The sequence below is a fragment of the Parazoarcus sp. PS-13 R2A genome (assembly GCF_057621855.1).
Map to the genome: position 1 here is coordinate 146,640 of NZ_JBYEXN010000007.1, position 25,150 is coordinate 171,789.

19 protein-coding genes are annotated in these 25,150 nt (G+C 64.2%); 15 read left to right on the top strand and 4 right to left on the bottom strand.

Features of this window, described 5'->3' with window-relative positions:
- Positions 1–57 precede the first annotated feature (57 nt).
- Both AC22G6_RS08950 and AC22G6_RS08955 read right to left on the bottom strand, forming a co-directional pair.
- On the bottom strand, positions 58–1,200 hold the full coding sequence (locus tag AC22G6_RS08950) for a methyltransferase (protein ID WP_487366486.1): 1,143 nt from the start codon (positions 1,198–1,200) through the stop codon (positions 58–60).
- 67 nt (positions 1,201–1,267) lie between these two features.
- Positions 1,268–2,194: a LysR family transcriptional regulator gene (locus tag AC22G6_RS08955; RefSeq protein WP_108948392.1), complete on the bottom strand. Its 927-nt coding sequence runs from the start codon at positions 2,192–2,194 to the stop codon at positions 1,268–1,270.
- A gap of 97 nt (positions 2,195–2,291) precedes the next feature.
- On the opposite strand from AC22G6_RS08955, the gene AC22G6_RS08960 reads away from it, so the two are divergent.
- From AC22G6_RS08960 to AC22G6_RS09000, 9 genes are all read left to right on the top strand, one after another.
- Positions 2,292–3,068, top strand: coding sequence for a ferredoxin--NADP reductase (locus AC22G6_RS08960; protein ID WP_487366487.1), 777 nt, complete (start codon positions 2,292–2,294; stop codon positions 3,066–3,068).
- A gap of 156 nt (positions 3,069–3,224) precedes the next feature.
- Positions 3,225–4,259 (top strand): cytochrome-c peroxidase, encoded by a 1,035-nt coding sequence (locus AC22G6_RS08965; protein ID WP_487366488.1) that lies wholly within the window; start codon positions 3,225–3,227, stop codon positions 4,257–4,259.
- Positions 4,256–6,916 (top strand): EAL domain-containing protein, encoded by a 2,661-nt coding sequence (locus AC22G6_RS08970; protein ID WP_487366489.1) that lies wholly within the window; start codon positions 4,256–4,258, stop codon positions 6,914–6,916. The genes AC22G6_RS08965 and AC22G6_RS08970 overlap by 4 nt, the downstream gene beginning before the upstream one ends.
- Before the next feature lie 55 nt (positions 6,917–6,971).
- Positions 6,972–7,484 carry a glutathione peroxidase gene (locus tag AC22G6_RS08975; RefSeq protein WP_487366490.1) on the top strand — a complete coding sequence of 171 codons (513 nt, stop codon included), beginning with the start codon at positions 6,972–6,974 and terminating at the stop codon, positions 7,482–7,484.
- A gap of 115 nt (positions 7,485–7,599) precedes the next feature.
- A complete protein-coding gene (locus tag AC22G6_RS08980; protein WP_487366491.1) occupies positions 7,600–8,841 on the top strand; it encodes a hypothetical protein in 1,242 nt (413 codons plus the stop codon).
- 101 nt (positions 8,842–8,942) lie between these two features.
- Positions 8,943–10,607: an energy-dependent translational throttle protein EttA gene (ettA, locus tag AC22G6_RS08985; protein WP_487366492.1), complete on the top strand. Its 1,665-nt coding sequence runs from the start codon at positions 8,943–8,945 to the stop codon at positions 10,605–10,607.
- Between the two features lie 81 nt (positions 10,608–10,688).
- Positions 10,689–11,870: a formate-dependent phosphoribosylglycinamide formyltransferase gene (gene purT, locus AC22G6_RS08990; protein WP_487366493.1), complete on the top strand. Its 1,182-nt coding sequence runs from the start codon at positions 10,689–10,691 to the stop codon at positions 11,868–11,870.
- A gap of 157 nt (positions 11,871–12,027) precedes the next feature.
- Entirely contained in the window at positions 12,028–12,729 is a 702-nt protein-coding gene (gene rquA / locus AC22G6_RS08995; protein ID WP_487366494.1) for a rhodoquinone biosynthesis methyltransferase RquA, read from the top strand.
- Between the two features lie 30 nt (positions 12,730–12,759).
- Positions 12,760–12,978: a hypothetical protein gene (locus AC22G6_RS09000; RefSeq protein ID WP_108948399.1), complete on the top strand. Its 219-nt coding sequence runs from the start codon at positions 12,760–12,762 to the stop codon at positions 12,976–12,978.
- A 27-nt stretch (positions 12,979–13,005) separates the two neighbouring features.
- Here the strand turns inward: AC22G6_RS09000 and AC22G6_RS09005 are convergent, their stop codons facing one another.
- Positions 13,006–15,741: a nitrate reductase gene (locus AC22G6_RS09005; RefSeq protein ID WP_487366495.1), complete on the bottom strand. Its 2,736-nt coding sequence runs from the start codon at positions 15,739–15,741 to the stop codon at positions 13,006–13,008.
- A gap of 276 nt (positions 15,742–16,017) precedes the next feature.
- Here AC22G6_RS09005 and AC22G6_RS09010 point away from each other — a divergent pair, with 276 nt between their 5' ends.
- The 6 genes from AC22G6_RS09010 (at position 16,018) to AC22G6_RS09035 (ending at position 22,672) form a co-directional block, all read left to right on the top strand.
- Positions 16,018–16,623 (top strand): class I SAM-dependent methyltransferase, encoded by a 606-nt coding sequence (locus tag AC22G6_RS09010; RefSeq protein WP_487366496.1) that lies wholly within the window; start codon positions 16,018–16,020, stop codon positions 16,621–16,623.
- Positions 16,624–16,746: 123 nt separating this feature from the next.
- Positions 16,747–17,634: a tellurite resistance TerB family protein gene (locus tag AC22G6_RS09015; RefSeq protein WP_487366497.1), complete on the top strand. Its 888-nt coding sequence runs from the start codon at positions 16,747–16,749 to the stop codon at positions 17,632–17,634.
- Between the two features lie 25 nt (positions 17,635–17,659).
- Positions 17,660–18,277, top strand: coding sequence for a LemA family protein (locus AC22G6_RS09020; protein WP_487366498.1), 618 nt, complete (start codon positions 17,660–17,662; stop codon positions 18,275–18,277).
- 18 nt (positions 18,278–18,295) lie between these two features.
- The gene (locus AC22G6_RS09025; protein WP_487366499.1) at positions 18,296–19,237 is read left to right on the top strand and encodes a TPM domain-containing protein; all 942 of its coding nucleotides are present in this window, start codon (positions 18,296–18,298) and stop codon (positions 19,235–19,237) included.
- A 2-nt stretch (positions 19,238–19,239) separates the two neighbouring features.
- Complete coding sequence (locus AC22G6_RS09030; RefSeq protein WP_487366500.1) at positions 19,240–19,779, top strand: TPM domain-containing protein; 540 nt, start codon at positions 19,240–19,242, stop codon at positions 19,777–19,779.
- A 241-nt stretch (positions 19,780–20,020) separates the two neighbouring features.
- Positions 20,021–22,672, top strand: coding sequence for a chemotaxis protein CheW (locus AC22G6_RS09035; protein ID WP_487366501.1), 2,652 nt, complete (start codon positions 20,021–20,023; stop codon positions 22,670–22,672).
- Between the two features lie 12 nt (positions 22,673–22,684).
- Here the strand turns inward: AC22G6_RS09035 and AC22G6_RS09040 are convergent, their stop codons facing one another.
- The gene (locus AC22G6_RS09040; RefSeq protein WP_487366502.1) at positions 22,685–25,066 is read right to left on the bottom strand and encodes a protein kinase domain-containing protein; all 2,382 of its coding nucleotides are present in this window, start codon (positions 25,064–25,066) and stop codon (positions 22,685–22,687) included.
- Between the last annotated feature and the right edge of the window lie 84 nt (positions 25,067–25,150).

Sequence of the window (25,150 nt, forward strand, 5' to 3'; positions counted from 1 at the left end):
GGCCCGCCGTTTTTTTGGTGCCCCGCCCGTGGGCAGGACGGCAGAATCCGTGCAGGCTCAGGCCGCCGCCAGCCGCCACAGTGAAGTCATTTCTGCCGACCGGGCATGGTGCAGCGGATCGGACTCATCCGTGGCACGTGAATGCCGGGGCCGGATTTCCGTGCGCGCCACGACTTTCAGGCCATTCTTCGCGATCTCCTCCTGCAGGAACTCACGGCTGCGCAGGCCGAGGTGCTCCGCGAGGTCGGACAGGATCAGCCAGCCTTCGCCGCCCGGCGTCAGGTGTGCCGCCAGTCCGCTCAGGAAGCCCTTGAGCATGCGGCTGTCGGGATCGTACACCGATTGCTCAAGCAGGGAACTGGCGGCGGCCGGCAGCCAGGGCGGGTTGCATACCACCAGCGATGCGCGGCCGTCGGGAAAGAGGTCGGTGGTCTCGATCTCGACCTTGTCGCTCATGCCGAGGCGCTCGATATTGTCGCGTGCGCATGCGATCGCGCGCGGCGACTGATCGGTCGCAATCACGCGTGCCACGCCACGCCGAACCAGCAAGGCTGCCAGCACGCCGGTACCGGTGCCGATGTCGAACGCAAGCGCCTTGCCCGGCAGCGGCGCCTTGGCGACGAGATCCACATATTCGCCGCGCACCGGCGAATACACGCCGTAGTGCGCATGGATCCGCGCACCGAGCTCCTGAATCTCAACGCCCTTCTTGCGCCACTCATGGGCACTGACGACCCCGAGCAACTCACGCAGGGAAACGACAAAGGGCCCCGTGCTCTCGCCGTAAGCCTCAACGCAGGCTTCGCTGATATCCGGCGCACGGCGCAGCGGAATGGTGTAATCCTCGCCCACGGGAATCAGCAGCATGCCAAGAATACGGGCGCGCTGTGCCTGCGACTGCCGATAGAGGTGGAAGGCATGGGCTGGCGTCACATCGGCCGCCTTGGCCTTCTTGCGCGCAGCCTTTTTCGGTTTCGGCTCGGCGCGCCGCGCCACGGCCTGCAACAGCAGGCGCGCGTTCTGGAAGTCGCCACGCCACAGCAGGGCCGTGCCCTCGCACGCAAGACGGAAGGCCGTATCCGCGTTCATGGTGTCGTCGGCCATCTGCACGCGACGCGGTGGCGGCGTTCCACTTTCTGAATGCCAGCGCGCAGTGCACGCTTCGTCTTGTTCGATCCAGCTCAACTGGGGATCAGTCATGGTCGGAAACTCCGGAATGATTGAAGACCTGCGCGCACCGCGGCGCTGCAGGATGAAAATGCGGCGGTCAGGGGACCGCGGGCAATGAAATTTCGTGACTGCGCTGAGCGCCGGACGTCAGCGCCCGGCAATCGTCGAGAAAGGTTCTGATCGCTGCCGTATGGTACTTCCCGCGACGCCAGATGAACTGAAAACGACGCCGCAGATCGAGCTCGGGGGTCTCCACCGGGACCAGACTGCCACGCCTGAAGGCATCGCGCAGCGCCAGCCTCGAGATGCAGCCAATCCCAAGTCCGCTCTCCACTGCACGCTTGATTGCTTCCGTGTGCTCGAGTTCGAGCTGAACTCGCAGTCCCCCCTCCCAGTGGCGCAGGGCCTGCTCGAAAGTTTCGCGGGTACCCGATCCGCGCTCGCGCAGAATCATCGGCTCGGCTGCAATTTCGGCCAGGGTCGCAGTGGACTGCTGCGCCAGGCGATGGGACGGCGCACAGAACACCACCAGTTCGTCGTCCACCCAGGGTTCGATCTCGATCTCGCGATCGAGAACCTGCCCCTCGATGAGGCCAAGATCGATTTCATGATGAAGTACCTGGGCCACCACGTTGGCCGTGTTCTGCACCTGCAGTTGAACATGGCTTTCCGGATGTCGCTGCAGAAAGCCCGAAACAATCAGCGGCAGCAGGTAATTGCCAATGGTCAGCGTCGCCCCGACCCGCAGGCTGCCCAGTCCGCGCTCTCCACGCAACAGCGCCTCCACCTCCTCCGCACGATCCAGCAGTTCCACCGCGCGCGGCAGCAGCAGACGTCCCTGCTCGTTCAGGTGCAGACGCCGGCCGTGACGATCGAAGAGCTGATGCTCGAACTGGTTCTCCAGTTCGGCGAGCGCCGCGCTGGTAGCCGATTGCGACAGGTTGAGCGCTTCGGCGGCACGCGACACATTGTCACTGCGGGCGATGGCAACAAAGGCTTCAATCTGGCGAAGGGTGTACTTCATATTTATAAAACCGGTAAGGCTTAGCTGAATTATCCACCATTCAGGTAAAGAAGCACCGGTAAACTTCGCCCATCACTCATTCATCCAAGAGCACACCATGAGCAATCTGAATCAGGAACGCATTCTCAGCGTCCATCACTGGAACGACTCCCTGTTCAGTTTCCGCACCACCCGCAACCCCGGCCTGCGCTTCGAGAACGGACAGTTCGTCCTGATCGGCCTCGAACTCGACGGCCGTCCGCTGACGCGCGCCTACAGCATCGCCAGCCCCAACTACGAGGAGCACCTCGAGTTCTTCAGCATCAAGGTGCCCGACGGTCCGCTCACTTCGCGTCTGCAACACCTGCGCGAAGGCGACCCGATCGTGGTCAGCAAGAAGCCCACCGGTACGCTGGTGCTGCACGACCTTCGCCCCGGCCGCAACCTGTACCTGATGTCCACCGGCACCGGACTGGCACCTTTCATCAGCGTCATCCAGGACCCGGAAACCTATGAGCGCTTCGAGCGCATCGTCCTGATCCACGGCGTGCGCCATACGTCCGAACTCGCCTACGCCGACTTCATCGAGAAGGACCTGCCCGAGAACCCCTGGTTTGGCGAGTCCGTGCGTGAAAAGCTGATTTACTACCCGACCGTCACCCGCGAACCCTTCCGCAACAACGGGCGCCTGACCGATCTCATCCGCTCCGGAAAGCTGCTGAGCGATTGCGATCTGCAGCCCCTCGACCCCGCGCTTGACCGTGCGATGATCTGCGGCAGTCCGTCGATGCTCGCCGACTGCTGCACCCTGCTCGATGAACGGGGCTTCCAGATTTCCAAGCGTATCGGGGAACCGGGCGACTACGTGATCGAGCGCGCTTTCGTGGAGCGCTGAACCATTGACCGCCCCCCTTGTTTCGGCAATCGGGCCGGCAGACAGGAAGACATACTACTGAAGAGTTCTCTCGGCTCTTCTCCGGAAGTACGAAGAGTTCTCAAATTCCTTGATCAGGGTCAAATCGGTTGAAAGCTGCGGAAGTAAGATGCCGCGGTGAAAGACAGTACGCCTAGTTTTGTTATAGCTGGCCTGCTGACCGTATTTGCTGCCACTCTGGTCATCCTGACCTGGCGTGAAGCGCCATCGGCAGCCACCCCATCGCCCATCACGCTGATGATGGGCGGCGTGGACCGGCGCGCGGAGCCGATTTCCCCCCTGCCGGCCGATCCGCAGCTTACAGACCCGCTTCGCGCTGGCCTCGGCGAACGTCTCTTTCACGACCCTGTACTGTCGGTCGATTACACGATCTCCTGCGCCAGCTGCCACCCGCTCGACAGGGCCGGCACCGACGGTCTGCCCGCTTCCAGAGGGGTGGGTGGCGCACTCGGCACCGCCAACGCCCCGACTGTATTCAACGCCGGCCTGAACTTCGCTCAGTTCTGGGACGGACGGGCCGCAACGCTGGAAGAGCAGGTTGCCGGCCCGCTTCACAACCCGGTGGAAATGGGCTCCAGCTGGAGCCTGGTGATCGAGCGTCTGAACAAGAGCGACGACTATCGCAGCCTGTTTGCCGAGCTCTATCCACAAGGCATCAGCGCGGAAACGATCGCCGATGCACTGGCTACTTTCGAGCGCAGCCTGCTGACACCCGGCGCCCGGTTCGACCAGTACCTGCGTGGCAGGACCAACGCCCTCAGCGCCGATGAGATCGAGGGTTACGCCCGTTTCAAGAGTCTCGGTTGCGCCAGCTGCCATCAGGGCATCAATGTCGGCGGCAACCTGTTCCAGCGCTTCGGCGTGATGGGCGATTATTATGCCGACAAAGGCATGAGCAGCCCGACCGACCTCGGCCGTTTCAACGTCACCGGCCGCCAGGAGGATCGATACGTTTTCCGCGTCCCGAGTCTGCGCAACGTCGCCCTCACCGCCCCCTACTTTCACGATGGCAGCGTCGAGACACTGGAAGATGCAGCAGAAATCATGGCACGCTATCAGCTCGGCCGACCGCTCACCACAGAGGACCGTCGGCTTCTCGTGGCGTTTCTGCACACGCTCAGCGGCAGTTTTCGTGGAGCCCCCCTGCAGTGAGCGCCCACGAACGGCCGACACTGCTGCCCACCATCGTCAGTCGCACCGGCTTCGCGTGGATGCTGGTCGCCATCGGCATTGCTGCCAGCCTGCTGAGCTGGCTGTTCCTGCGCGCCGATGCGATCTCGCCCCAGGCGCATGAGCACTATGCGCGCGAACTCAGGCTGTTGCGTCAGGCGGACGCCGAACTCAACGCTGCGGTGCTGGCCAGCCGCGTCGGCATTCAGGTTGACTTCGACACCATCGGCACGGCAACCGGTGAACTGCACGAGGTGGTGTCCGAACTCAAGGACGTACCCGGCTTTCTGTCCGCCAATGACCGTCTTCAGGTGCTGAACCGCGTCGCACAATACCGGGATGTGCTGGAACAGAAGATCCGCCAGATCGACCTGTTCAAGCGCGAGCACTCGGTGCTCCGCAACTCCCTTGCCTATCTGCCGCTCGCAACCGATCTCCTGATCGGCGACGACACCGCGCCGATCGCGCAGACCCGTCCTATCGGGATCTTCGTGCGGGGCGTGATGACCCATGCGCATAACGCTGACGTACAGCTCGCACAGCGCCTCGAAGAGAGCATGACGAAGCTCGAATCGATCGTCGCGCAGCTGAAAGGGGCGCATCAACAGCAGATGACCAACGTGCTGCTGCATGGCCGTGTAATCCTCGAGCACAAGCCGATTCTCGACACCCTGACCCGCGAGACATTGGCCATGCCCACGGCAGCGCTAGGCGAAGAGCTGGCGCAGACCTATGCCCGCGGTTACGAACGGGCTTCGCGCACCGCCCATAACTACCGGGTCAGCCTCTTTGTGCTGGCGCTGGTTCTTGCCGGCTATCTGGCGCTCGCCATGCTCCGCCTTGCGCGGACATCCAGCGACCTGGCACAGGTTAACGGGCAGCTCAAGGAACGCATCGCGACGCTGGATCGCACCCAACATGATCTCAAGCTCTATGCGACGGTGTTTACCAATGCAACGGAAGGCATGCTGATTACCGATGGCAGCGGCCGGATCGTCGCCACGAACCCGGCATTCAGCGAAATCACCGGCTACACGACTGCAGAGATGCTCGAACGCTCTCCGTCCATGCTGAAATCCGGCCGTCAGCCCGAAAATTTCTATCGCGACATGTGGCGTGCCTTGGACAGGCGCGGTCAATGGCAAGGCGAAATCTGGAACCGGCGCAAGAATGGCGAAGTCTATCCGGAGTGGCTGTCGATCACGGCCGTACGCAACCAGGACGGCGCGACCAGCCACTACATTGGGCTGTTCTCCGACATCACCGAGCGCAAGCAGGCCGAGGCCCGCATCCACCACCTTGCCCACCATGACAGCCTGACCAACCTGCCCAACCGCCTGCTGCTGCAGGACAGGCTGGAACAGGCCATCCTGCAGTCGCGCCGGGTCGGAAGCCACACCGCCGTGCTGCTGCTCAACCTAGATCGTTTCAAGACCATCAACGACTCGCTCGGACACGATCTTGGTGATGGTCTGCTGCAACAGGTCGCACACCGCTGTCTTGCGGTCGTGCGCGAAACCGACACCGTCTCCAGACCGGGCAGCGACGAGTTCGTGCTGGTCGTTCCCGACGTCGACCATCCCCAGGATGCGGCGATGGTTGCACGAAAACTCCTGCAGACCGTGGGCCATCCCTACCTGCTGGGCGACCACGAGATCACGGTCACGGCCAGTATCGGCATCGCCATTTTCGATGGCGACGGGCTTACCCCGGCCGAGTTGCTGCGCAATGCCGATGCCGCCATGTATCGGGCCAAGGCCGAGGGGCGCGACGCCTATCAATTCTATTCGGCAGACATGAACTCGGCCTCGCTCGGCGACCTGCTCCTCGAGAACCAACTGCGTGGCGCCCTGGAACGCAACGAACTCGAGCTCCACTACCAGCCCAAGGTGTGCGCGACCACCGGACGCCTGGTGGGTGCTGAAGCCCTGTTGCGCTGGCGTCACCCGGATCTCGGCCTCATCTCGCCGGGCCGCTTCGTCCCGGTGGCGGAGGAGTCCGGGCTCATCGTGCCGATCGGCGAATGGGTGATGCGCGAGGCCTGCCGCCAGCTTCGGGTCTGGCGTGACGCAGGCATGATGCCGGTGCCGGTTGCAGTCAATCTCTCCGCGCACCAGTTCACGCAGCGCAAGCTGTCATCGCTGGTCGAGGAGGTATTAACCGAAACCCGTCTGCCAGCCGGACTGCTCGGGCTCGAGCTCACCGAAACCATGCTGATGCGCGATGTCGACCGCACCATCGAGACCCTCAACATCCTGCAGGACATGGGTATCGACCTCTCGATCGACGACTTCGGCACCGGCTATTCCTCGCTCTCCTATCTCAAGCAGTTCCGCGTCAACGTGCTGAAGATTGATCGCAGCTTCGTCAATGACATCCACCGCGAGAATACCGACGGCAAGATTGCCGCCGCGGTGATCGCCCTCGCCCACAGTCTGGGCATGAAGGTGGTGGCTGAAGGCGTCGAGACCGAAGCCCAGCGCGAGTTTCTGCTCGCGCACGGATGCGACCAGTTCCAGGGCTACCTGTTTGGTCGTCCGCTGCCAGCCACCGAGTTCGAGAAAGCCCTGACCGCACGTCGCATGGGGCTGCCAGGCACCGTGCTGGCCAAGCTGCACGAGGACGTCACCAGCATTTGACCTGAGCGCCGCGCCACGACACACTCGGACCTCCCTTCTGCAGGAGCGTCAGGCCATGGATGAGACCCCGGACACCCCGGCAAACACGCCGATTTACGAAGTCCCGCTGCGCGCACTCGACGGGCAGGAGCACACGCTTGCCGAGTACGCGGGCAAGGTGATGCTGATCGTCAACACCGCCAGCCAGTGCGGCTTCACGCCGCAGTACGCGGGCCTGGAGACGCTTTACAAGAACTACGCCGAACGCGGCTTCGTCGTACTCGGTTTTCCGTGCAATCAGTTCGGTTCGCAGGAACCCGGCAACGAAAGCGAAATCGCGATCTTTTGCGAGAAGAACTACGGTGTCAGCTTCCCGATGTTCGCAAAGATCGACGTCAACGGCGACAACGCACACCCGCTCTTCGAATGGCTCAAGGACAACGCCAGGGGCGTGCTTGGCACTGAATCGATCAAATGGAACTTCACCAAGTTTCTGGTCGATCGCGAAGGCGTGGTCGTCGGCCGCTACGCCCCGACAACGACGCCAGCGTCGATGGCGTCCGACATCGAGAGCCTGCTGGATGCCTGAGTCGCGCTGGCTTGCGCGCACCTGCGCTGGCGTCACGCAGTCGGGTTCATTGGGCCCGTGTTCATTGGCATCTCTCACATGCTCGCCGAAGCGCAGCTGAGTATTCCGTACAGACATGCGCCGCCTGTTTCTCGCTCTGGCCGCAGCAGGGACCCTGCTGCTCGCCGCGCTCTCCCTTGTGATCGTGGCCAGCCTCGATTCGTCCGCGCTGGTCCGCCGCAGCGAAACGATCTCGCCCGCAGTGGTCGCGGAGGCCCGCCGCCTGCTCGCGCACAACGATCCAAGGCAACTGCAGCCAGGCCAGTCGCGGCTGGTCATGGTACCGGCGCGGCTCATCGACGAAGGCGTCAATCACCTCGCCACGCGTTTCGGCGGCGGGCAGGCGGACTTCACTGCCGCGGCCAGGCAGGCGGAACTCCGCCTTACCCTCCCCGTACCGCTGATTCCGGTGGAACGCTATCTCAACCTGCGCGCCCGCCTGAGCGATGACGGCAAGCAGCTTCGCATCGATCGCTTTCAGGTCGGCAGTCTGAGCCTTCCGCCGCAATCGGTGTTGCCGCTCATCGGACTGCTGGCGCGGATCGGCGGATACACCGAGGAATGGCGCCTCGTCCGCAGCTCGGTCAGGCGCGTTGCGATTGCAGCCAGCGGCAACAGGGTGGACATCGCCTATGTCTGGCAGCCCGAACTCCTGAGCCGCGCGCGCGCACTGGCGCTCCCGAGCGACACCACACAACAGCTCGAAGCCGCTCGGCGCGACCTTGCGGGGCTGCTGGGTTTCCGCGCGCAAGGACAGGCACTGCCCCTGCCTGCGGTACTTAAACCCATGCTGCAGGTGGGTAACGACGCATCCCTTGCACGTCGCCGCGCTGTACTCCTCGTCCTTGCCAGCTATCTCGCAGGGCGCGACCTTGCCGCAGTCATCCCCGAAGCGGCTGCATGGCCGCGTCCGCCGCGCCGGGCGCTGACGCTTCACCGCCGCGTGGACACCGCTCAGCATTTCATCATCTCGGCTGCGCTCTCGGCGTGGGCAGGCGAGCCAATCGCGGACGCCATCGGCCTGTACAAGGAGCTTGAGGACGCCCGCAGCGGCAGCGGCTTCTCCTTCGCCGACCTTGCCGCCGATCGTGCCGGCACCCGCTTCGGCAAGCTCCTCACCGACGATCCGGCACGCATCGACGCCGCGCTCGCTGCGCCGATGCGCGACGGCGATCTCGTCCCCATCCTGCGGGGCCTGCCCGAATTCATCACCGAAGCGGAATTCCGCCGCCGCTTCGGTAGCACAGAGAGCGCGGCCTACGGTCAGCTGATCGCCGAAGTCGAGCGCCGCATCAGCGCCCTGCCGCTGTATCGCTGAGCGGCGCGCCCGAATGCGGCGCCGCAGCCATCGCCACATGGCGGCCATCCCGTCAGCTGGGGTAGACTCCATGGTTTCGTGTCCATCCCTTCCGGAACTCCATGGCCCAATATGTAATGTCGATGCTTCGCGTGAGCAAGATTGTTCCGCCCAAGCGTCAGATCATCAAGGATATTTCCCTCTCCTTCTTCCCCGGTGCCAAGATCGGCCTGCTCGGCCTCAACGGCTCGGGCAAGTCAACCGTGCTGCGCATCATGGCCGGAGTCGACAAGGAATACGAAGGCGAAGTCCAGCATCTCGCCGGTCAGCGCATCGGCTACCTTGCACAGGAGCCCGAGCTCGACCCCGCCAAGACGGTGAAGGAAGAAGTCGAGTCCGGCCTCGGCGAAATCGTCGAAGCGCGCCAGAAGCTGGAAGAAATCTACGCCGCCTATGCCGAACCCGACGCCGACTTCGACAAGCTTGCCGAAGATCAGGCGAAGTACGAGAACATCCTGTCCTCCGCCGGCGCCGACATCGAGACGCAGATGGAAATCGCCGCCGACGCCCTGCGCCTGCCGCCCTGGGAGGCCGTCGTCGGCAACCTGTCCGGTGGTGAGAAGCGCCGCGTCGCGCTGTGCAAGCTGCTGCTGTCGCGCCCCGACATGCTCCTCCTCGACGAACCGACCAACCACCTCGACGCCGAATCGGTCGAGTGGCTGGAGCAGTTCCTCACCCGCTTCCCCGGCACCGTGGTCGCAGTCACCCACGACCGTTACTTCCTCGACAACGCCGCCGAGTGGATTCTCGAACTCGACCGCGGACACGGCATCCCGTGGAAGGGCAACTACTCGTCCTGGCTGGAGCAGAAGGGCGAGCGCCTCGCTCAGGAGAGCAAGCAGGAAGCCGCCCACCAGAAGGCGATGAAGACCGAACTGGAGTGGGCACGCTCCAACCCGAAGGCACGTCAGGCCAAATCCAAGGCCCGTCTGGCGCGCTACGAGGAAATGACCACGGTCGAGTACCAGAAGCGCAACGAAACCCACGAGATCTTCATTCCGCCCGGCGAGCGTCTCGGCGACAAGGTCATCGAATTCAACGACGTCTCCAAGGCCTTCGGCGACAAGCTGCTGATGGACAAGGTCAGCTTCAGCGTTCCGCCCGGCGCCATCGTCGGCGTGATCGGCCCCAACGGCGCCGGTAAGTCGACCCTGTTCAAGATGATTCAGGGCAAGGACACGCCCGACAGTGGCGAAGTGGTCATCGGCTCGACAGTGAAGATTGCCGCAGTGGATCAGTCGCGCGAAGGTCTGGCCAACGACAAGACCGTGTTCGAGGCCATCTCCGACGGCGCCGACATCCTGACTGTCGGCCGCTTCGAAATGCCGAGCCGCGCCTACATCGGCCGCTTCAACTTCAAGGGTGGCGACCAGCAGAAGATCGTCGGCAACCTGTCGGGTGGTGAGCGTGGTCGCCTGCATCTGGCCAAGACCCTGATCGCCGGTGGCAACGTGCTGCTGCTCGACGAACCGTCCAACGACCTCGACGTCGAGACCCTGCGCGCGCTCGAAGATGCGCTGCTCGAATTCGCCGGCTGCGCGATGATCATCTCGCACGATCGCTGGTTCCTCGACCGTATCTGTACCCACATCCTGGCGGCCGAGGGCGATTCGCAATGGACCTTCTTCGCTGGCAACTACCAGGAATACGAAGAGGACAAGCGCAAGCGTCTGGGTGAAGAAGGCGCCAAGCCCAAGCGTATCCGCTACAAGCCAATCTCACGTTAAGCGGCTTGCGCATCACCAGGGACAGACCGCCGCCGATCCCGGCGGTCTGTTTTCGTTTGAACACATTTAGGGATGTCCGCCATGGTCAGTATCGGCACGCCACGCTCCCCCACCGCCACCCGCGTGCTGCTGTGCGGCTCGGGTGAACTCGGCAAGGAAGTTGCCATCGAACTGCAGCGCTTCGGCTGCGAGGTGATCGCGGTCGACCGCTACGCCAACGCACCCGCGATGCAGGTCGCGCATCGCAGCCACGTCATCAGCATGCTCGACGGTGCTGCGCTGCGTGCCGTCATCGAGCAGGAGAAGCCGCACTACATCGTGCCGGAGATCGAGGCCATCGCCACTGCGACCCTCGTCGAGCTCGAGGCCGAAGGCTACACGGTGATCCCCACCGCGCGCGCGGCCCAGCTGACGATGAACCGCGAGGGCATCCGCCGCCTCGCCGCAGAGACGCTCGGTCTGCCCACCTCGCCCTACCGCTTCGCAGACAGTTTCGAAGACTATGCGGCGGCGGTTGAAGCGCTTGGCTTCCCCTGCGTGGTCAAACCGATCATGAGCTCCTCGGGCAAGGGCCAGAGCCTGCTGCGGAGCGCAGACGATGTTCAGAAGGCCTGGGATTACGCCCAGGAAGGCGGCCGCGCCGGCAAGGGCCGGGTGATCGTGGAAGGCTTCATCGATTTCGACTACGAGATCACCCTGCTCACCGTGCGCCACGCCGGTGGCACCACCTTCTGCGCCCCGGTCGGTCATCGCCAGGAGAAAGGCGATTATCAGGAATCGTGGCAGCCGCAGCCGATGACAGCCGAAGCGATTGCCGCCTCCGAGCGCATCGCACTGGCCGTCACCGAAGCATTGGGCGGACGCGGCCTGTTCGGGGTGGAGCTGTTCATCAAGGGCAATGAGGTGTGGTTCAGCGAAGTCTCACCACGCCCGCACGACACCGGCCTTGTCACCCTGATCTCGCAGGATCTGTCGGAGTTTGCGCTGCATGCGCGTGCACTTCTCGGCCTCCCGATCCCGGCGATCCGCCAGCACGGCCCGGCAGCGTCCGCGGTGATCCTGGTCGAAGGCGATTCGACCCAGCCGGTGTTCGGCAATCTCGACGCAGCCCTGAGCGAGCCCGATACCGCCCTGCGGCTGTTCGGCAAACCCGAGATCAAGGGCCAGCGCCGCATGGGTGTCGCGCTCGCACTCGACGACAGTATCGAGGACGCGCGCGCCAAGGCCTTGAGGGCTGCGAGCGCAGTCAGCATCCAGCGCTGACCGCAGGACGGCCGGCAGACGGTTTCGCCGCCGGCCGTATGCGGGCATACTGAAGGCGTTGTGCGCTGCAACGTCGATCGCCGCAGGTTCGTTCAGGCCACGACGGCGACGGTCGCACCCCGGACTCACCGACATGACTCGATACGATGGAGCCGCCATGAGCCCACCCCCCAGCGAATCGGCCGCAAGCGCCGACGTCCTGCCCGACTACCTGCGAAAAACCTATACTTGGGCCTACCTCAGCCACCGTACCCTGCCCTGGCTGGATCGCAGCCTGGTGGTGTCCGCGATTCTGTGGGGCAATGCCGGGCGCCTGATGCGTGCTGCGGTGGCGGAGTTTTCGCCAGGGCAGCGGGTGTTGCAGGCGGCCTGCGTATATGGCGCATTCTCACCGATGCTAGCCGCACGCGTCGGCAATAACGGCGCGCTCGACGTCGTCGACGTGGCGCCGATCCAGATCGCCAATGTGCGCAGAAAACTGGCCACGCATACTCACGCCCGTGCCCGCCTGGCCGATCTGAGCGAGCCGCTGGGCAGCAAGACGTATGACGGGGTGTGCTGTTTCTTTCTGCTGCACGAAGTCCCTGAAGACCAGCGCCGGAAGATCGTCGACAATCTGCTCGCCGCAGTCGAACCCGGCGGCAAGGCGGTGTTTGTCGATTATCATCGCTGCGCGCGCTGGAACCCGCTTGCTCCGGTGATGAACCTGGTGTTCCGGACGCTGGAGCCTTACGCCCCCTCCTTGCTCGACACCCCGATTGAATCGATGTCGGGCCGCGCTGGCGAGTTCGACTGGACGCATCGCACCCTGTTCGGCGGGCTGTACCAGCATGTTGTCGCCATTCGCCGCAAGGCATGACCGCTACTGAGAAAACATCCGGAAACTGACATGACCTACGAAGAACATCTGGACGAAGTCTGCACCCTGCTCTACGAGAACTTCGGCCAAAGCGAAGAAGACGCCGTTGCGATGGTGATGCGTGCGCAGGAAGATGAGTTCTTCAGCGGCCACGACGACGATCCGTCGATCTGCACCAAGGAACGTGCGGACCTCGACGCCCGCGCAGTGTTCAAGAAATACGGGCCGGCCCCCAAGCGCAAGCGCTGAGAACCGGCCCCTCCCCCGACACCGCGCTCAGGCGGCAGTGCGGGAGGTCGGCGTGGCGTTCTGCATGCGCTTGAGTTCGGGCACGCAGGAGCCGCAGTTGGTGCCGCAGCGGGTTCGCGCCTGCAGGGCATCGAGCGACTCGCCGGCGTGGAAGGCCGCCAGGATGTCGTCTTCCGAAACGTCGAAGCAGTTGCAGATCACCTTCCCACGCATCACCTTGCCCGCGGGCGGCTGCGTGACCGGCGCCAGCAGCCAGTTGCGCACCGGCGCGGCGGATTCGCGCCTCACCATCAGATCGGTCAGCCAGTCAGACGCCAGCGCCTCACCCGCCAGACGAACGGCCGTCAGCCGGTCACCGTCGACGCGCGCATGTTTTGCGATGTCACGGCGGCTGTCGCTGTAGCTCAGGGTCTTGACCGGATCGTCCAGTCCGAGCGCACGATCGAGTTCGGCCAGCAGCGCCGGTTCGATCTGCTCGCTGCGCGCCTTGAGCACCACCACCGGGTGTTCACGTCCGGCCAGGGTCAGGCTGGCATAGGGGAAGCCCGACAGCAGCGGTCTCAGGCGCTCCATCAGCGCATGCGGATTGTCCGCGCCGGCCTCGCCGCTTGCACGCATTGCCACCAGCGTGTGAGCGGCCACGAAGGCCTCGACCTGCACCGCTGCATGCTTCAGTTCGGGCTGCTTCGAATACGGATCGAACTTCGACGGCGTCAGCGTGTTCGAGCCCAGTCCGGACATCGCGTTACCGCCCCAGTGCATCGGCAGGAAACACTGCCCCGCGCGCACGGTGGTCGACTCGAGCACCTTGACCACGATCGTGCCGCCACGCGCGCGCACCGTCACCAGATCACCGCCCTTCAGCCTGCGCCGCGCGAGATCCTCGGGGTGCATGTGCAGCAGCGGCTCCTGCTCATGGTTGTAGAGGCGCGCCACCAGACCGGTGCGGCTCATCCCGTGCCACTGGTCGCGCAAACGCCCGGTGATCAGATGCAGGGGATAGCGCGCGCTGGGCGACTCCGCCGTCATCGCGTGCTCGGTCACCACGAAGCGCGCCTTGCCCGAAACGGTCGGGAACACACCGTCTTCGTAAAGGCGCTGCTTTCCGGAGCTTGCACCTGTCGGGAACGGCCATTGCTGCGGGCCGTCCGCCTCCAGCATCGCATACGACAGGCCGGTGATGTCGAGATCGCGACCGCGCGTGCTTTCGCGGTGCTCGTTCCAGATCGATTCCGGGTTTGCGTAGGGGAACATGCGCTGCGCAAGCTCACCCTTGCCCAGCGCGACCCCGAGCCGGCGTGCAAAGTCGACCGCGATCTGCCAGTCGTGCCGTGCCTCGCCCGGCGCCGGGACGGCACCCCGGACGCGCGTGATGCGGCGCTCGGAGTTGGTCACCGTGCCGTCCTTCTCGCCCCAGGTCGTCGCCGGCAGCAAGACATCGGCGTGGCGGCAGGTTTCGGTGTGGGCGAAGGCTTCCTGCACCACCACCAGTTCGGCGGTCGCCAGCGCCTCATGCACCAGGGTCTGGTCGGGCATCGACTGCGCCGGGTTGGTACAGGCAATCCAGACCGCCTTCACCTCGCCCGACCTGAGCGCCTGGAACAACTCGACCGCGCTCTTGCCGGGCTTCTCCGGCACCGAATCCACGCCCCACAGGGCTGCAACCTCGGCACGGTGCGCGGGGTTCCCCAGATCACGGTGCGCCGACAGCAGGTTGGCGAGACCGCCGACCTCACGCCCGCCCATCGCGTTGGGCTGTCCGGTCAGGGATAGCGGACCGGCGCCAGCCCGACCGATGTGACCGGTGGCAAGGTGGAGGTTGATCAGCGCCGCGTTGTTGTGGCTGCCAAACGCATACTGGTTCAGCCCCTGACAGTACATCGAGAGCGTGGCCGGGCTGCTGGCAAACCACTCAGCGGCCGTTTCGATCTCCTTCTTGCTCAGTCCGCAGATCGCCGACGCCATGGCCGGTGTGTATTCACGCACGGTTTTCTTGATCGCATCGAACCCCTCGGTGTGGGCGTCGATGTATTCGCGTTTCACCAGACCTTCCCACAGCATCACATGCAGCATGGCGTTGTAGAGCGCGATGTCGGTGCCGGGAAGCAGCGCAAGGTGAAGATCGGCTGCCTCGGCAGTGTCGGTGCGGCGCGGATCGATCACGATCAGCTTCATCGCCGGATTCGCCGTGCGCGCGTCCTCAACCCTGCGGAACACGATCGGGTGCGCAAACGCGGTGTTGCTGCCGGCAATGACCAGACAGTCTGTATGCGCAATGTCCTCGTAGCTCGCCGGCGGAGCGTCGGCGCCGAGCGTCATCTTGTAGCCGCTGACCGCACTCGACATGCACAGGCGCGAGTTGGTATCGAGGTTGTTGGTGCCAATCAGGCCTTTGACGAGCTTGTTGAAGACGTAATAGTCCTCGGTGAGCAGCTGTCCCGCACCGTAGAACGCCACAGCATCCGGCCCGTGTTCGCGAATGATGGCGGCAAAACGGTCGGCGACGTGATCGAGCGCCGCATCCCAGCTCACCACCTGACGCGCGGTCTCGCATTCAGTGCGCAACTCGGGCCGAAGCGCGCGGACGGCGAGGGTCTCAGGTCCAGCCGACAGATGCAGCGTCGATCCCTTTGTGCATAACCTGCCAAAGTTGGCCGGATGCGCGGGGTCGCCACGCACACCGGTAATTTGATCGCCTTCATGCTCGATGATGACACCGCAGCCAACGCCGCAATAACAACAGGTGGAACGCGTTTCTGCCATACTGGACTCCTCGTTTCAGGATCTAAAGCAGAAAGCTTGCCAACTCAGCGCTACGCAACGGGCACGTTTCCGGGGCAAGCCCGGCAGCTCTCGCATCAATCCGGTGCATCACCCCCGTTCTGCGCACCGAAACCGTGCCAGAGGTCACGAATCGTGCCGTGCAGACGTCCGACATACGGGTGCAGGTGGTAGGCTGTTCGGGTTTGGCGCCAAGTGATGCACTGGTCGCCGGCATCGCGCCCCCGGGCCCGTGCCCCCCTCCGTCCAACAGGATCGATGAAAGAACTTACCCGCGCCACCATTGCACACTATGACCGCGAAGCAGCCGGATTCCGCGACGGAACCCGCGGTCACGACGTCAGCCAGAACTACGCTGCATTCCTGGGTGCGATTGAAGGACCTGCCCCTTTCACCCTGCTCGATTTCGGATGCGGACCGGGGCGTGATCTGAAGTATTTCAGCGCGCTCGGGCATCAGGCAGTCGGGCTGGACGGTTCGGCTGCCCTTGTCGGCATGGCAAGCGTCGACACCGGCTGCGCGGTGCTGCACCAGGACTTCATCGCACTCGATCTGCCGACCGGGCATTTCGATGGCGTTTTTGCCAACGCTTCGCTGTTCCATGTGCCGCGCCCGGCGCTGCCCGATGTGCTGACACAGTTGCATCGCACACTGAAGCCGCGCGGCGTCCTGTTCAGTTCGAATCCGCGTGGCGACAACCAGGAAGGCTTCAGCGGCGAACGCTACGGCTGTTACTACAATCTGGAGACGTGGCGTCAGTTACTCGCCAGTGCCGGCTTCACCGAACTGCATCACTACTACCGTCCACCCGGCCTGCCGTGCGCTCAACAGCCCTGGCTTGCCAGCGTGTGGCGCAAGCTTTGAACACCCGTCTTATTCAGGCATGCTTGCAACTGACATTTTGATGCGGTCTCCGACCGCCGCAGTTGCAAGGTGCCCGGCACCACTCACTCGGGGCAGCACGCCCCGTCAGAAGGAGTAAATAACATGAGCTTCGGAAACATCATCGGACAACTGCTGCAGCAAGGCATGGCCAACCAGAGCCGTGGTCGCCTCGATCACGCCCTGGGCTCACAGGGTCTCGGCGGCATGGGAGGTCTCGAAGAGATGCTTGGCGGCCTGCTCGGCGGCCAGGGTGGTGCGCAGCAAAGCCCGCAGTCGAACGCAATGGGGGGTGGCGGTGGCGGCCTCGGCGGTCTGCTCGACATGGCGGCCGGTGCACTTGGCGGTGGACGCAGTGCAGGTGGCGCACAAGGCGGCGGTCTGGGTGATCTGGCCGGCATGCTGCTTGGTGGCGGGCGGTCGGGCGCGTCGGGTGGCGCTGGCGGTCTGGGCGACCTCGCGGGCATGCTGCTCGGGGGCGGACGCAGCGACGCCAGTGGCGGTGCCAGCGGTGGTGGCATGGCAATTCTAGGCACGCTGGCCATGGCCGCATTCAAGCACTGGCAACAGTCGCAGAGCGCCGGCGCGGCTGCCGCAATGCCTGCCATCGCACCGCAACAGTTTGCCGAGCTCACATCGCCCCAGGCTGAAACGCTGGTGCTGCGCGCAATGATCAGCGCAGCCAAGGCCGACGGCCAGGTTGATGACGAAGAGATCCAGCGCATCGTCGGCAAGATCGACGACGACGGTGTCAGCGCCGAAGAGAAGCAGTTCATCACCGATGAGCTGCGCGCACCGCTCAACCTTCAGGCGCTGGTCGCCGACGTCCCCGACGCGCTGGTCGGTACTCAGGTGTATGCGGCATCCCTGCTTGCGATCAACCTCGACACCGAAGCCGAGCGCAACTACCTGCGCACCCTGGCGCAGATGCTGCAACTGGATGCGAGCGCTGTCGAACGCCTGCATTCGCTCACTGGCGCGCCTCAGCTCTGAGACCGCTTAACGGAGAATCACTGAAATGCTTCAACGCCTGATCCGCCGCTTTACACTGCTGCTCAGCCTGGTCGCCCTGCTGGGGCTGTCGGGCTGCGGCTATAACGACTTCCAGCGTCTGGACGAAGAGACCAAGGCCGCGTGGGCCGAAGTGCTCAACCAGTACCAGCGTCGCGCCGACCTCGTTCCCAACATCGTCGCCACCGTAAAGGGCGAAGCCGACTTCGAGCAGACCACCCTCACCCGGGTGATCGAAGCGCGTTCGCGTGCCACGGCGATTCAGGTCACGCCTGAAACCCTCAACGACCCACAGGCCATGGAGCGCTTCCAGCAGGCACAGGGGCAGCTCGGCGGTGCCCTGTCGCGACTGCTGGCCGTGTCCGAGAACTACCCCAACCTGAAGGCGAACCAGGGCTTCCAAGAACTGCGGGTACAGCTCGAGGGTACGGAGAACCGCATCACCGTGGCCCGCAACAAGTACATCGGCGCAGTGCAGCAGTACAACGTGCTCGCGCGCAGCTTCCCGACCAATCTGACCGCGATGATCTTCAGCTACGCGCCCAAGGCCGGCTTCACGGTTGCAAACGAGGCCGAGATTTCGCGTCCGCCGACAGTTGATTTCGGTAGCCAGGGATCGCGCTGAGGCATGTCAGGACGCGGGATGATTCACGTCAGTTCGCACCGCAGTGCTCGTCGGCACGTCCGGACACGGCTTTCGTCCCTGATCGCGCTCGCCTTGCGCTGGCTCGCCTGTGCAATGCTGCTGCTGAGCCCGGCAGTGTTTGCTCAGGCGGTGCTTCCGGTGCCCGAACTGAGCGCTCGGGTCATCGATCAGACCGGCACGCTCGACGCGGGCGTCCGTCAATCGCTCGAGTCCAGACTGGCCGCATTCGAAACCGAACGCGGCAGCCAGATCGTGGTGCTGGTTGTCGCGAGCACCGCGCCGGAGGACATCGCCTCGTACGCCTTCCGCGTTGCCGATCAGTGGAAGATCGGCCGCCGCGAGGTAGGCGATGGTGTGCTGCTGGTGGTCGCCAAGAATGACCGCAAGGTTCGGATCGAGGTCACCCGCGCGCTCGAAGGCGCCGTACCCGACGTCATCGCTTTTCGCATCATCGACGGCCTCATCACCCCGCGCTTTCGTGACGGTGACTTTGCCGGCGGCATTGCGGCGGGGGTGGAGGGCCTTATCGCCCGCATCTCCGGCGAAGACCTGCCGCTCCCTGCACAGTCCGCCTCCTCAGGCGATGACTGGGACTTCTCGCTCGAAGACATCGCCGCCTTTCTCTTTGTAGGTGTGCCGGTGCTCGGGGGCATTCTCACCAGCGTGCTTGGACGCAAACTCGGCACCCTGGCCACAGCCGGCGTGATGGGCTTCATCGTCCAGCTGATTACCGGCAGCCTGCTGCTGGCCATCGTCGGCGGCGTGCTTGCGCTGATCTTCACCATCGCCATTGGCGGCGGCGGGGGTGGCGGCTTTGGCGGGGGCGGCCCCGTCATCCGCGGTGGTGGCTTCGGTGGTGGTCGCAGCAGCGGTGGGGGCGGCTTCCGCTCTGGCGGCGGCGGCAGCTTCGGTGGTGGTGGCGCGTCGGGAGGCTGGTGATCATGAACCTGACAACAAGACTCCTGCGCCATTTCTGGCTCGACGCCGACGACGCCTTCCGCCTGCTGGGCGAGGCCGCACTCAACCGGCTCGACCAGCGCATCCACGACAGCGAACTGAAGCACACGGGCGAGATCTGCCTGTGCATCGAGGCGAGTCTGCCGCGGGGAATGCTCTGGCGCCACGCCTGGCACCGCGAGCCGATCGAAGCCCTTGTGCGTGAACGTGCGATCGACCTCTTCTCCACCATGCGGGTGTGGGACACGGCCGACAACAACGGCGTACTGATCTACGTCCAGCTCGCCGAGCACCGGATAGAGATCGTCGCCGACCGGAGCATCGCCGACCTGCTCGGGCCTGAGCAGCTCGGCAGCGTGCTGCCACGCGTGCTCGGCACCTTCGCCAGCGGCGACCATGAAGCGGGACTGGGCATCGCCATCGATGCCGTGGATGCCGCGCTGAGCGCGCGCTTCCCGGACGTCGGGCAAACGATCAGCCGCGCGCGCGGAAACCAGCTCCCCAACCGACCGGTCGTGCGCTGAGCCGGGGGTTTGTACGCACTGTTCCGGTGCACCAAACCCCTGATCCGTGCCGTGATACGGGCATTCCGAGATGCTTACTTGCGCGCTCACCCGCCCCGCTGCCTGCGCGCCGCGCTGAACCGGCGCCAAAGCGCCCGTTCAGAAGGTGTTTTTCCTGACATCGAGCGCCCTCGCCGCAGACAGCCACGGACTGGCGCAGCTATTGCTTTAGTCTTGGCACACAGAACCATCGGGTGCCCTCATGTCCAGCACACGCCATCATCGCTCCGTCCCCCAGCTTGCCTATCTGACCCGCTTCATGAGCGGTCTGCATGAAGATCAGACCCGCCTGCAGGAGATACAGTCGATCTACGACAACCTGAGCCTGCTCGGCCAGCTGCTCTGCGCAGGAACGGATATCAGCGGGATGCGCACCGATTTCAGTACGCTCGCCGGCGAACTGCTGGAGCAGCTTGCGCGGGAGCTGCAACGCAAGGCGGTTCAGAGTCTGGGCTCGAACGCCCGGGTCGCCATCGATCTGCTGGTTCGCAACCTGTACGAGCGCACGGCCGATATCGGCTTTCTGGCAACGGATGCGGACATCCGCGACTTTGCCGAAGCCTCCACCGGGTCGGCGTCCGACGCAGATCCTGTACAGCGCGATGCCCTGCGGCAGCGTTTTCGCGAGTACGTGCGCAAGTACTCCGTCTATCACAACATCATTCTGCTCGCGCCCGACGGGCAACTGCTCGCACAGCTTGACGAGGGCAATCCGGTGTCCTCGTCCGGCGACCGGCTCATCGCCGAGGCACTCAGCACCAGCGCCCCTTACGTCGAAGTGTTCCGCAAGACGGACCTGCTGCCCGGCGAAGCCGCTCCGCTGATCTACGCCTATCGGGTGATGTCGGCCGACGGCAGCCGTCCCGTCGGCGTACTTTGCCTGTGCTTCCGCTTTGCTGACGAGTGCGAACGCATTTTCGACAGCCTCCTCGACGCCGATGACTGGACGGTCATCACCCTGCTCGACGACTGCGGTTGCATCATTGCAAGCAGCGACCAGTATCAGTTCCCCCTCGGTGCAAAGGTCGAGCATGGTCGCGGCGAAGTGAGCCAGATCGTCCGCTTCGCCGGGCGCGAGTATCTCGCCACCACCCGTGCGGCGCAAAGCTACCAGGGCTATGCTGGTCCCGGCTGGCTGGGACACGCGCTGGCGCCGCTCGACCATGCCTTCGACATGGCCGTTGCGCACGAACTGGAGGCGGTACCCGCCGCAATCCGGGCGGGCGCCCTTGAGACAACCCGCCTCTTCGCACCCGACCTGCGCGCGATCCCGCAACGCGCAACCACGATTCAGAGCGAGCTCAACCGTGCGGTATGGAATGGCCACCTGTGGCTGACTCGCGACGGCGCCGCACTCAATGGCGCGTTTGCAAAGGTTCTGCTGCGCGAAATCGGCAGCACCGGGGCGCGCACGCACAAGGTGTTCAGCGATTCCACGACCAACCTCTACGAGACTGTGCTGTCGTCGGTGCTGCACGATTGCGTGGCCAAGTCTGCGCTCGCGATGGACATCATGGATCGCAACCTCTACGAGCGCGCCAACGACTGCCGCTGGTGGGCACTGACGAGCGCCTTCCGCAGCGCCCTCGCATCGAATGAAACCAGCCCGAGGGACTGGAGCGGAGCGCTGACGGACATCCTGAGCACGATCAACGGCCTGTACACCGTCTATACCAACCTGCTGGTCTTCGATGCATCCGGTACGGTTGTCGCGGTGTCGAACCCTGCCGCTGCCGGGCTGATTGGCGAGCGCCTTCAAGGCGACTGGGTGCGCGCCACGCTGGCACTTCCCGACAGCCAGGGCTATTGCGTGTCCCCGTTTGCGCCCTCGCGCCTGTACGACGATCGGCCGACATGGACTTACGCCGCAGCGATTCGCGCCCCAGGCGAAAGTGGCGAGGTGGTCGGCGGCATCGCCATCGTGTTCGACGCCGAGCCGCAACTCGCCGCGATGCTGAAGGACAGTCTGCCGCGCAAGGACGACGGGAAGGCGTTTGGCGGGGCTTTCGGCGTATTCGCCACGCCTGACGGACGCGTGCTCGCCAGCACCAACCCTTCATTCCAGCCCGGCGCCCGAATCGTGCTCGACCGCAGCTTCTTCGAACTCGCGCCCGGTGCATCCTGCGCCAACATCGTCGAACTCGACAACCGCTACTACGCAGTCGGATCGCGCATGTCTTCAGGCTACCGCGAGTACAAGGGCCCTGACGATCGCTATCGCAACGATCTGGTCGCACTCGTGCTCGTCCCCCTGTCGGAGACGCTCGCAGCGGGATCCGGCGGATGCCGGCAAGCACCCGCACAGAGCAGCGGATTCGCGCCACGCACAGCCAAGGATGAGGACTGCGTCGAGGTGGCGACTTTCCTCATCGCCGGCAGCCGCTACGGCGTGCGCACCACGCACGTGGTGGAAGCCATCGACAGGCAGAACATCACCGCCGTTCCGGGCATGCCGGACTGGGTGCGCGGCTGCATCATGTACCAGGACCAGGCGATCAGCGTTTTCGACCTGTCGGCCATGCTGCCCGGTCGCGCGCCACTGCGCACCGCGGGTCAGATCGTGGTGCTCTACGTTGCAGAGTATCAGGCGAAGTTCGGCATTCTGGTCGACGAACTTGGCGACATTCCGGAGATTCCGTCGTCACGAATCGACCCCATTCCGGCGATGATGGGCCGCAGCGGGCAGGCCCTCACCGAGAGCCTGGTGAAGCCGCTACCGCACAGCAACGAGCGCATTCTCATCATGCTGTCAGCCGAAGCAATCCTGCGTCGCCTGACCGGCGTGGCGGCGAGCGAGGTCGGGGACGAAGCGGAAATGCAGCCGCGGCTCGAAGTGCGTTACGGCGTCGAGTGATGGCTGACGCCGTCAGCTTGACTGCTTGATCGCGAGCACCGCCTGGTTGCGCAGGGTTTTCAGCAGCGAAAGCTCGCGCTCCGAGATCACGATCTCACCGGCGTGATCCTTGTCGGCGTAGATCAGGGCCACCGGTTTCTGCTTGATCGTGAGCGGCAGCAGCACAAAGGTGGACGCCTGCACCGAGTCCCGGAACCAGCCCGGGATGCGGTCGGCAATCCCGGGATCGTTCACATCCGAAATCAGGATGTCGGCGCCCGTTGAGGTGGCGACGTGAAAGATGTCGGGCGTGAAGCTGAGCGGGAAGCAGAACTTCCTGGCCAGCTCGGACACCTCCGGCCCCAGCCCGAACCGCCCCTGCATGGTGTTGCTGCGGGCGTCCCGGATGCACAGCAGCACCCGCCGGAATCCGATCGCGCGATACATGGTCTCGAGGATGATGCGCAGCACATCGTTGAGCTTGAAGTCTTCGACCAAGGTGTTGCTGATGTCCTGAATTCCGGCCGACAGTACGGTCTCGATATCCACCCGCAGCCCGTCCGCATCGAACACGCCTGAGGGCATGGTGCCACCTGCGCCACCCTTGCTGACGGCGGCAGCCTCGCTCGCTGCGTCCTCGGCCTCATTTCCGCCATGGGCCGACCCCTTGCTGCGACTGAACTTCTTCAGCTGCTGGCCGAACTGGGTCTGGTGCAGGTTGATACGGATGATGCGGGCAAAATCGGTCAGCTCCTCGATCGAGGCATTGACCGTCTCCCGCAAATCGAACTCGGCTGCCGGCAAGGCATCGCCGAAGCGTGCCGCGGTGCGCTGGAGTTCGCGTTCGCGCTGCTCCGGATTGACCAGCGCGAGCGCAGAGCAGATCTCGTTCGAGAATCCCGCCAGCACGCGCAATCGCTCCTCGTTCGTCGCCGGCTTGCGCACAGCGTCCGTTGGCAGACGATGCATGCTGTCGACGATCAGCGCAGGAAAACCCCAGCTGCGGGCGATCCCGACACCAAGCTCTTCGAAGCTGATGCCCAGCACACGATGCACGGCCGCATCCTCACCACACTCCTTCTGTGCAAGCAGACGCCGGATCTCCTCGCTCTCGTCCGGAAAGTAGAACTGCGACAGCAGACGGCCCAGACCGTGGAACATCGAGCAGATATACGCCTGCTCCAGATCGCGCGAGCGCAGTCTGACCGCCAGGTCGCGCGCAAGCAGCGCCGCAAGATTGGCGCGCAGAAACTCTTCCTTGAGCTGACTGGCGTTGTGCTTGTTCTGCAGGTGTTCGAACAGGAGCACGGTGATCGCGATGTTGCGTACCGCATCGAAGCCGAGCACCAGAACCGCCCGCGAGATCGTGCTGATATTGCCTGCCCCGGCCTGATGGTAATAGACCGAATTGACCAGGCGCAGCAGCTTGTTGGTCAGCGAGAAGTCGCGCAGGATCAGCGAGGACAGCTTGTTGATGCTCTCGGATTCGCTGCTGGCAATGCGATTGATCGCCCCGACCGACTCGGACAGCGCCGGGAAATCGCTCTTGTGTCGCAGGCGCCGCAACAGGAACTCCACCGTACTCTGGCTTCCGCCTGTGGGCGGCGCTTCTTCCAGAGGCGCGAGCCAGCCCTGCAGTGCCTGCTCGAACTCGGTCGCGGTCTGGTAGCGCGTCGCCGGATCACGTGAAACCGCACGCAATGCAATCCCGGCCAGGCGCTCGTCCAGCCCGCAATCGTCGGGCAGAACGACCGACTCCGTGGCCACCTTGCGCATCACCGCATCAATGTCGTCGCCAACGAACAGTCTGCGCCCGAGCAGCATCTCGACCAGGATCACCCCGGCGGCGAACACGTCCCCGCGCGCACTCACCTCACGCTCCAGAATGTACTCCGGCGCCATGTAGGCCGGCGTGCCGGAGAACGCGCCTGCTGCGCCCTTGCCGCCCGCCACCCGACGGGCAATGCCAAAGTCCATCACCCTTGGCGTACCACCGCCGTCCATCAGCACGTTGCCCGGTTTCAGGTCACGGTGGATCACCCCTTCCGCATGCGCGGCAGCGATGGCCGCGAGAATCTGCACCATCAGTCCTGCGGCACGGGCGGGCTCGACCACGCCCTCACGTTTAATGAACCGGGCAAGGCTCTCTCCCGGCACATACTCGAACACCAGATAGGGGTCTCCGGCAAACTCCCCGGCCTCGAAGATGGGCACGATGCCCGGGTGGCGCAGACGACTGACGCTGCGCGCCTCCGCGAGCAGGGCTTCGCCCATGGCGGCACGCTTCTCGCTGAAATGTACCGTTTTCACCGCCACTTCGCGCTCGAGCTGGGGATCGAAGGCGAGAAATACCACGCTCTGCGCACCGCGCCCGAGTTCTCGCTGCACTTCGAAGCGTCCGATTGCGTTTGTCATTGTTATCTGATTCTGGCGGGTGGTGGAAAGCAGATTGACTAAGTCAAAAGTATTACAGAAAAACGATACGGTCGAGTAACTCGG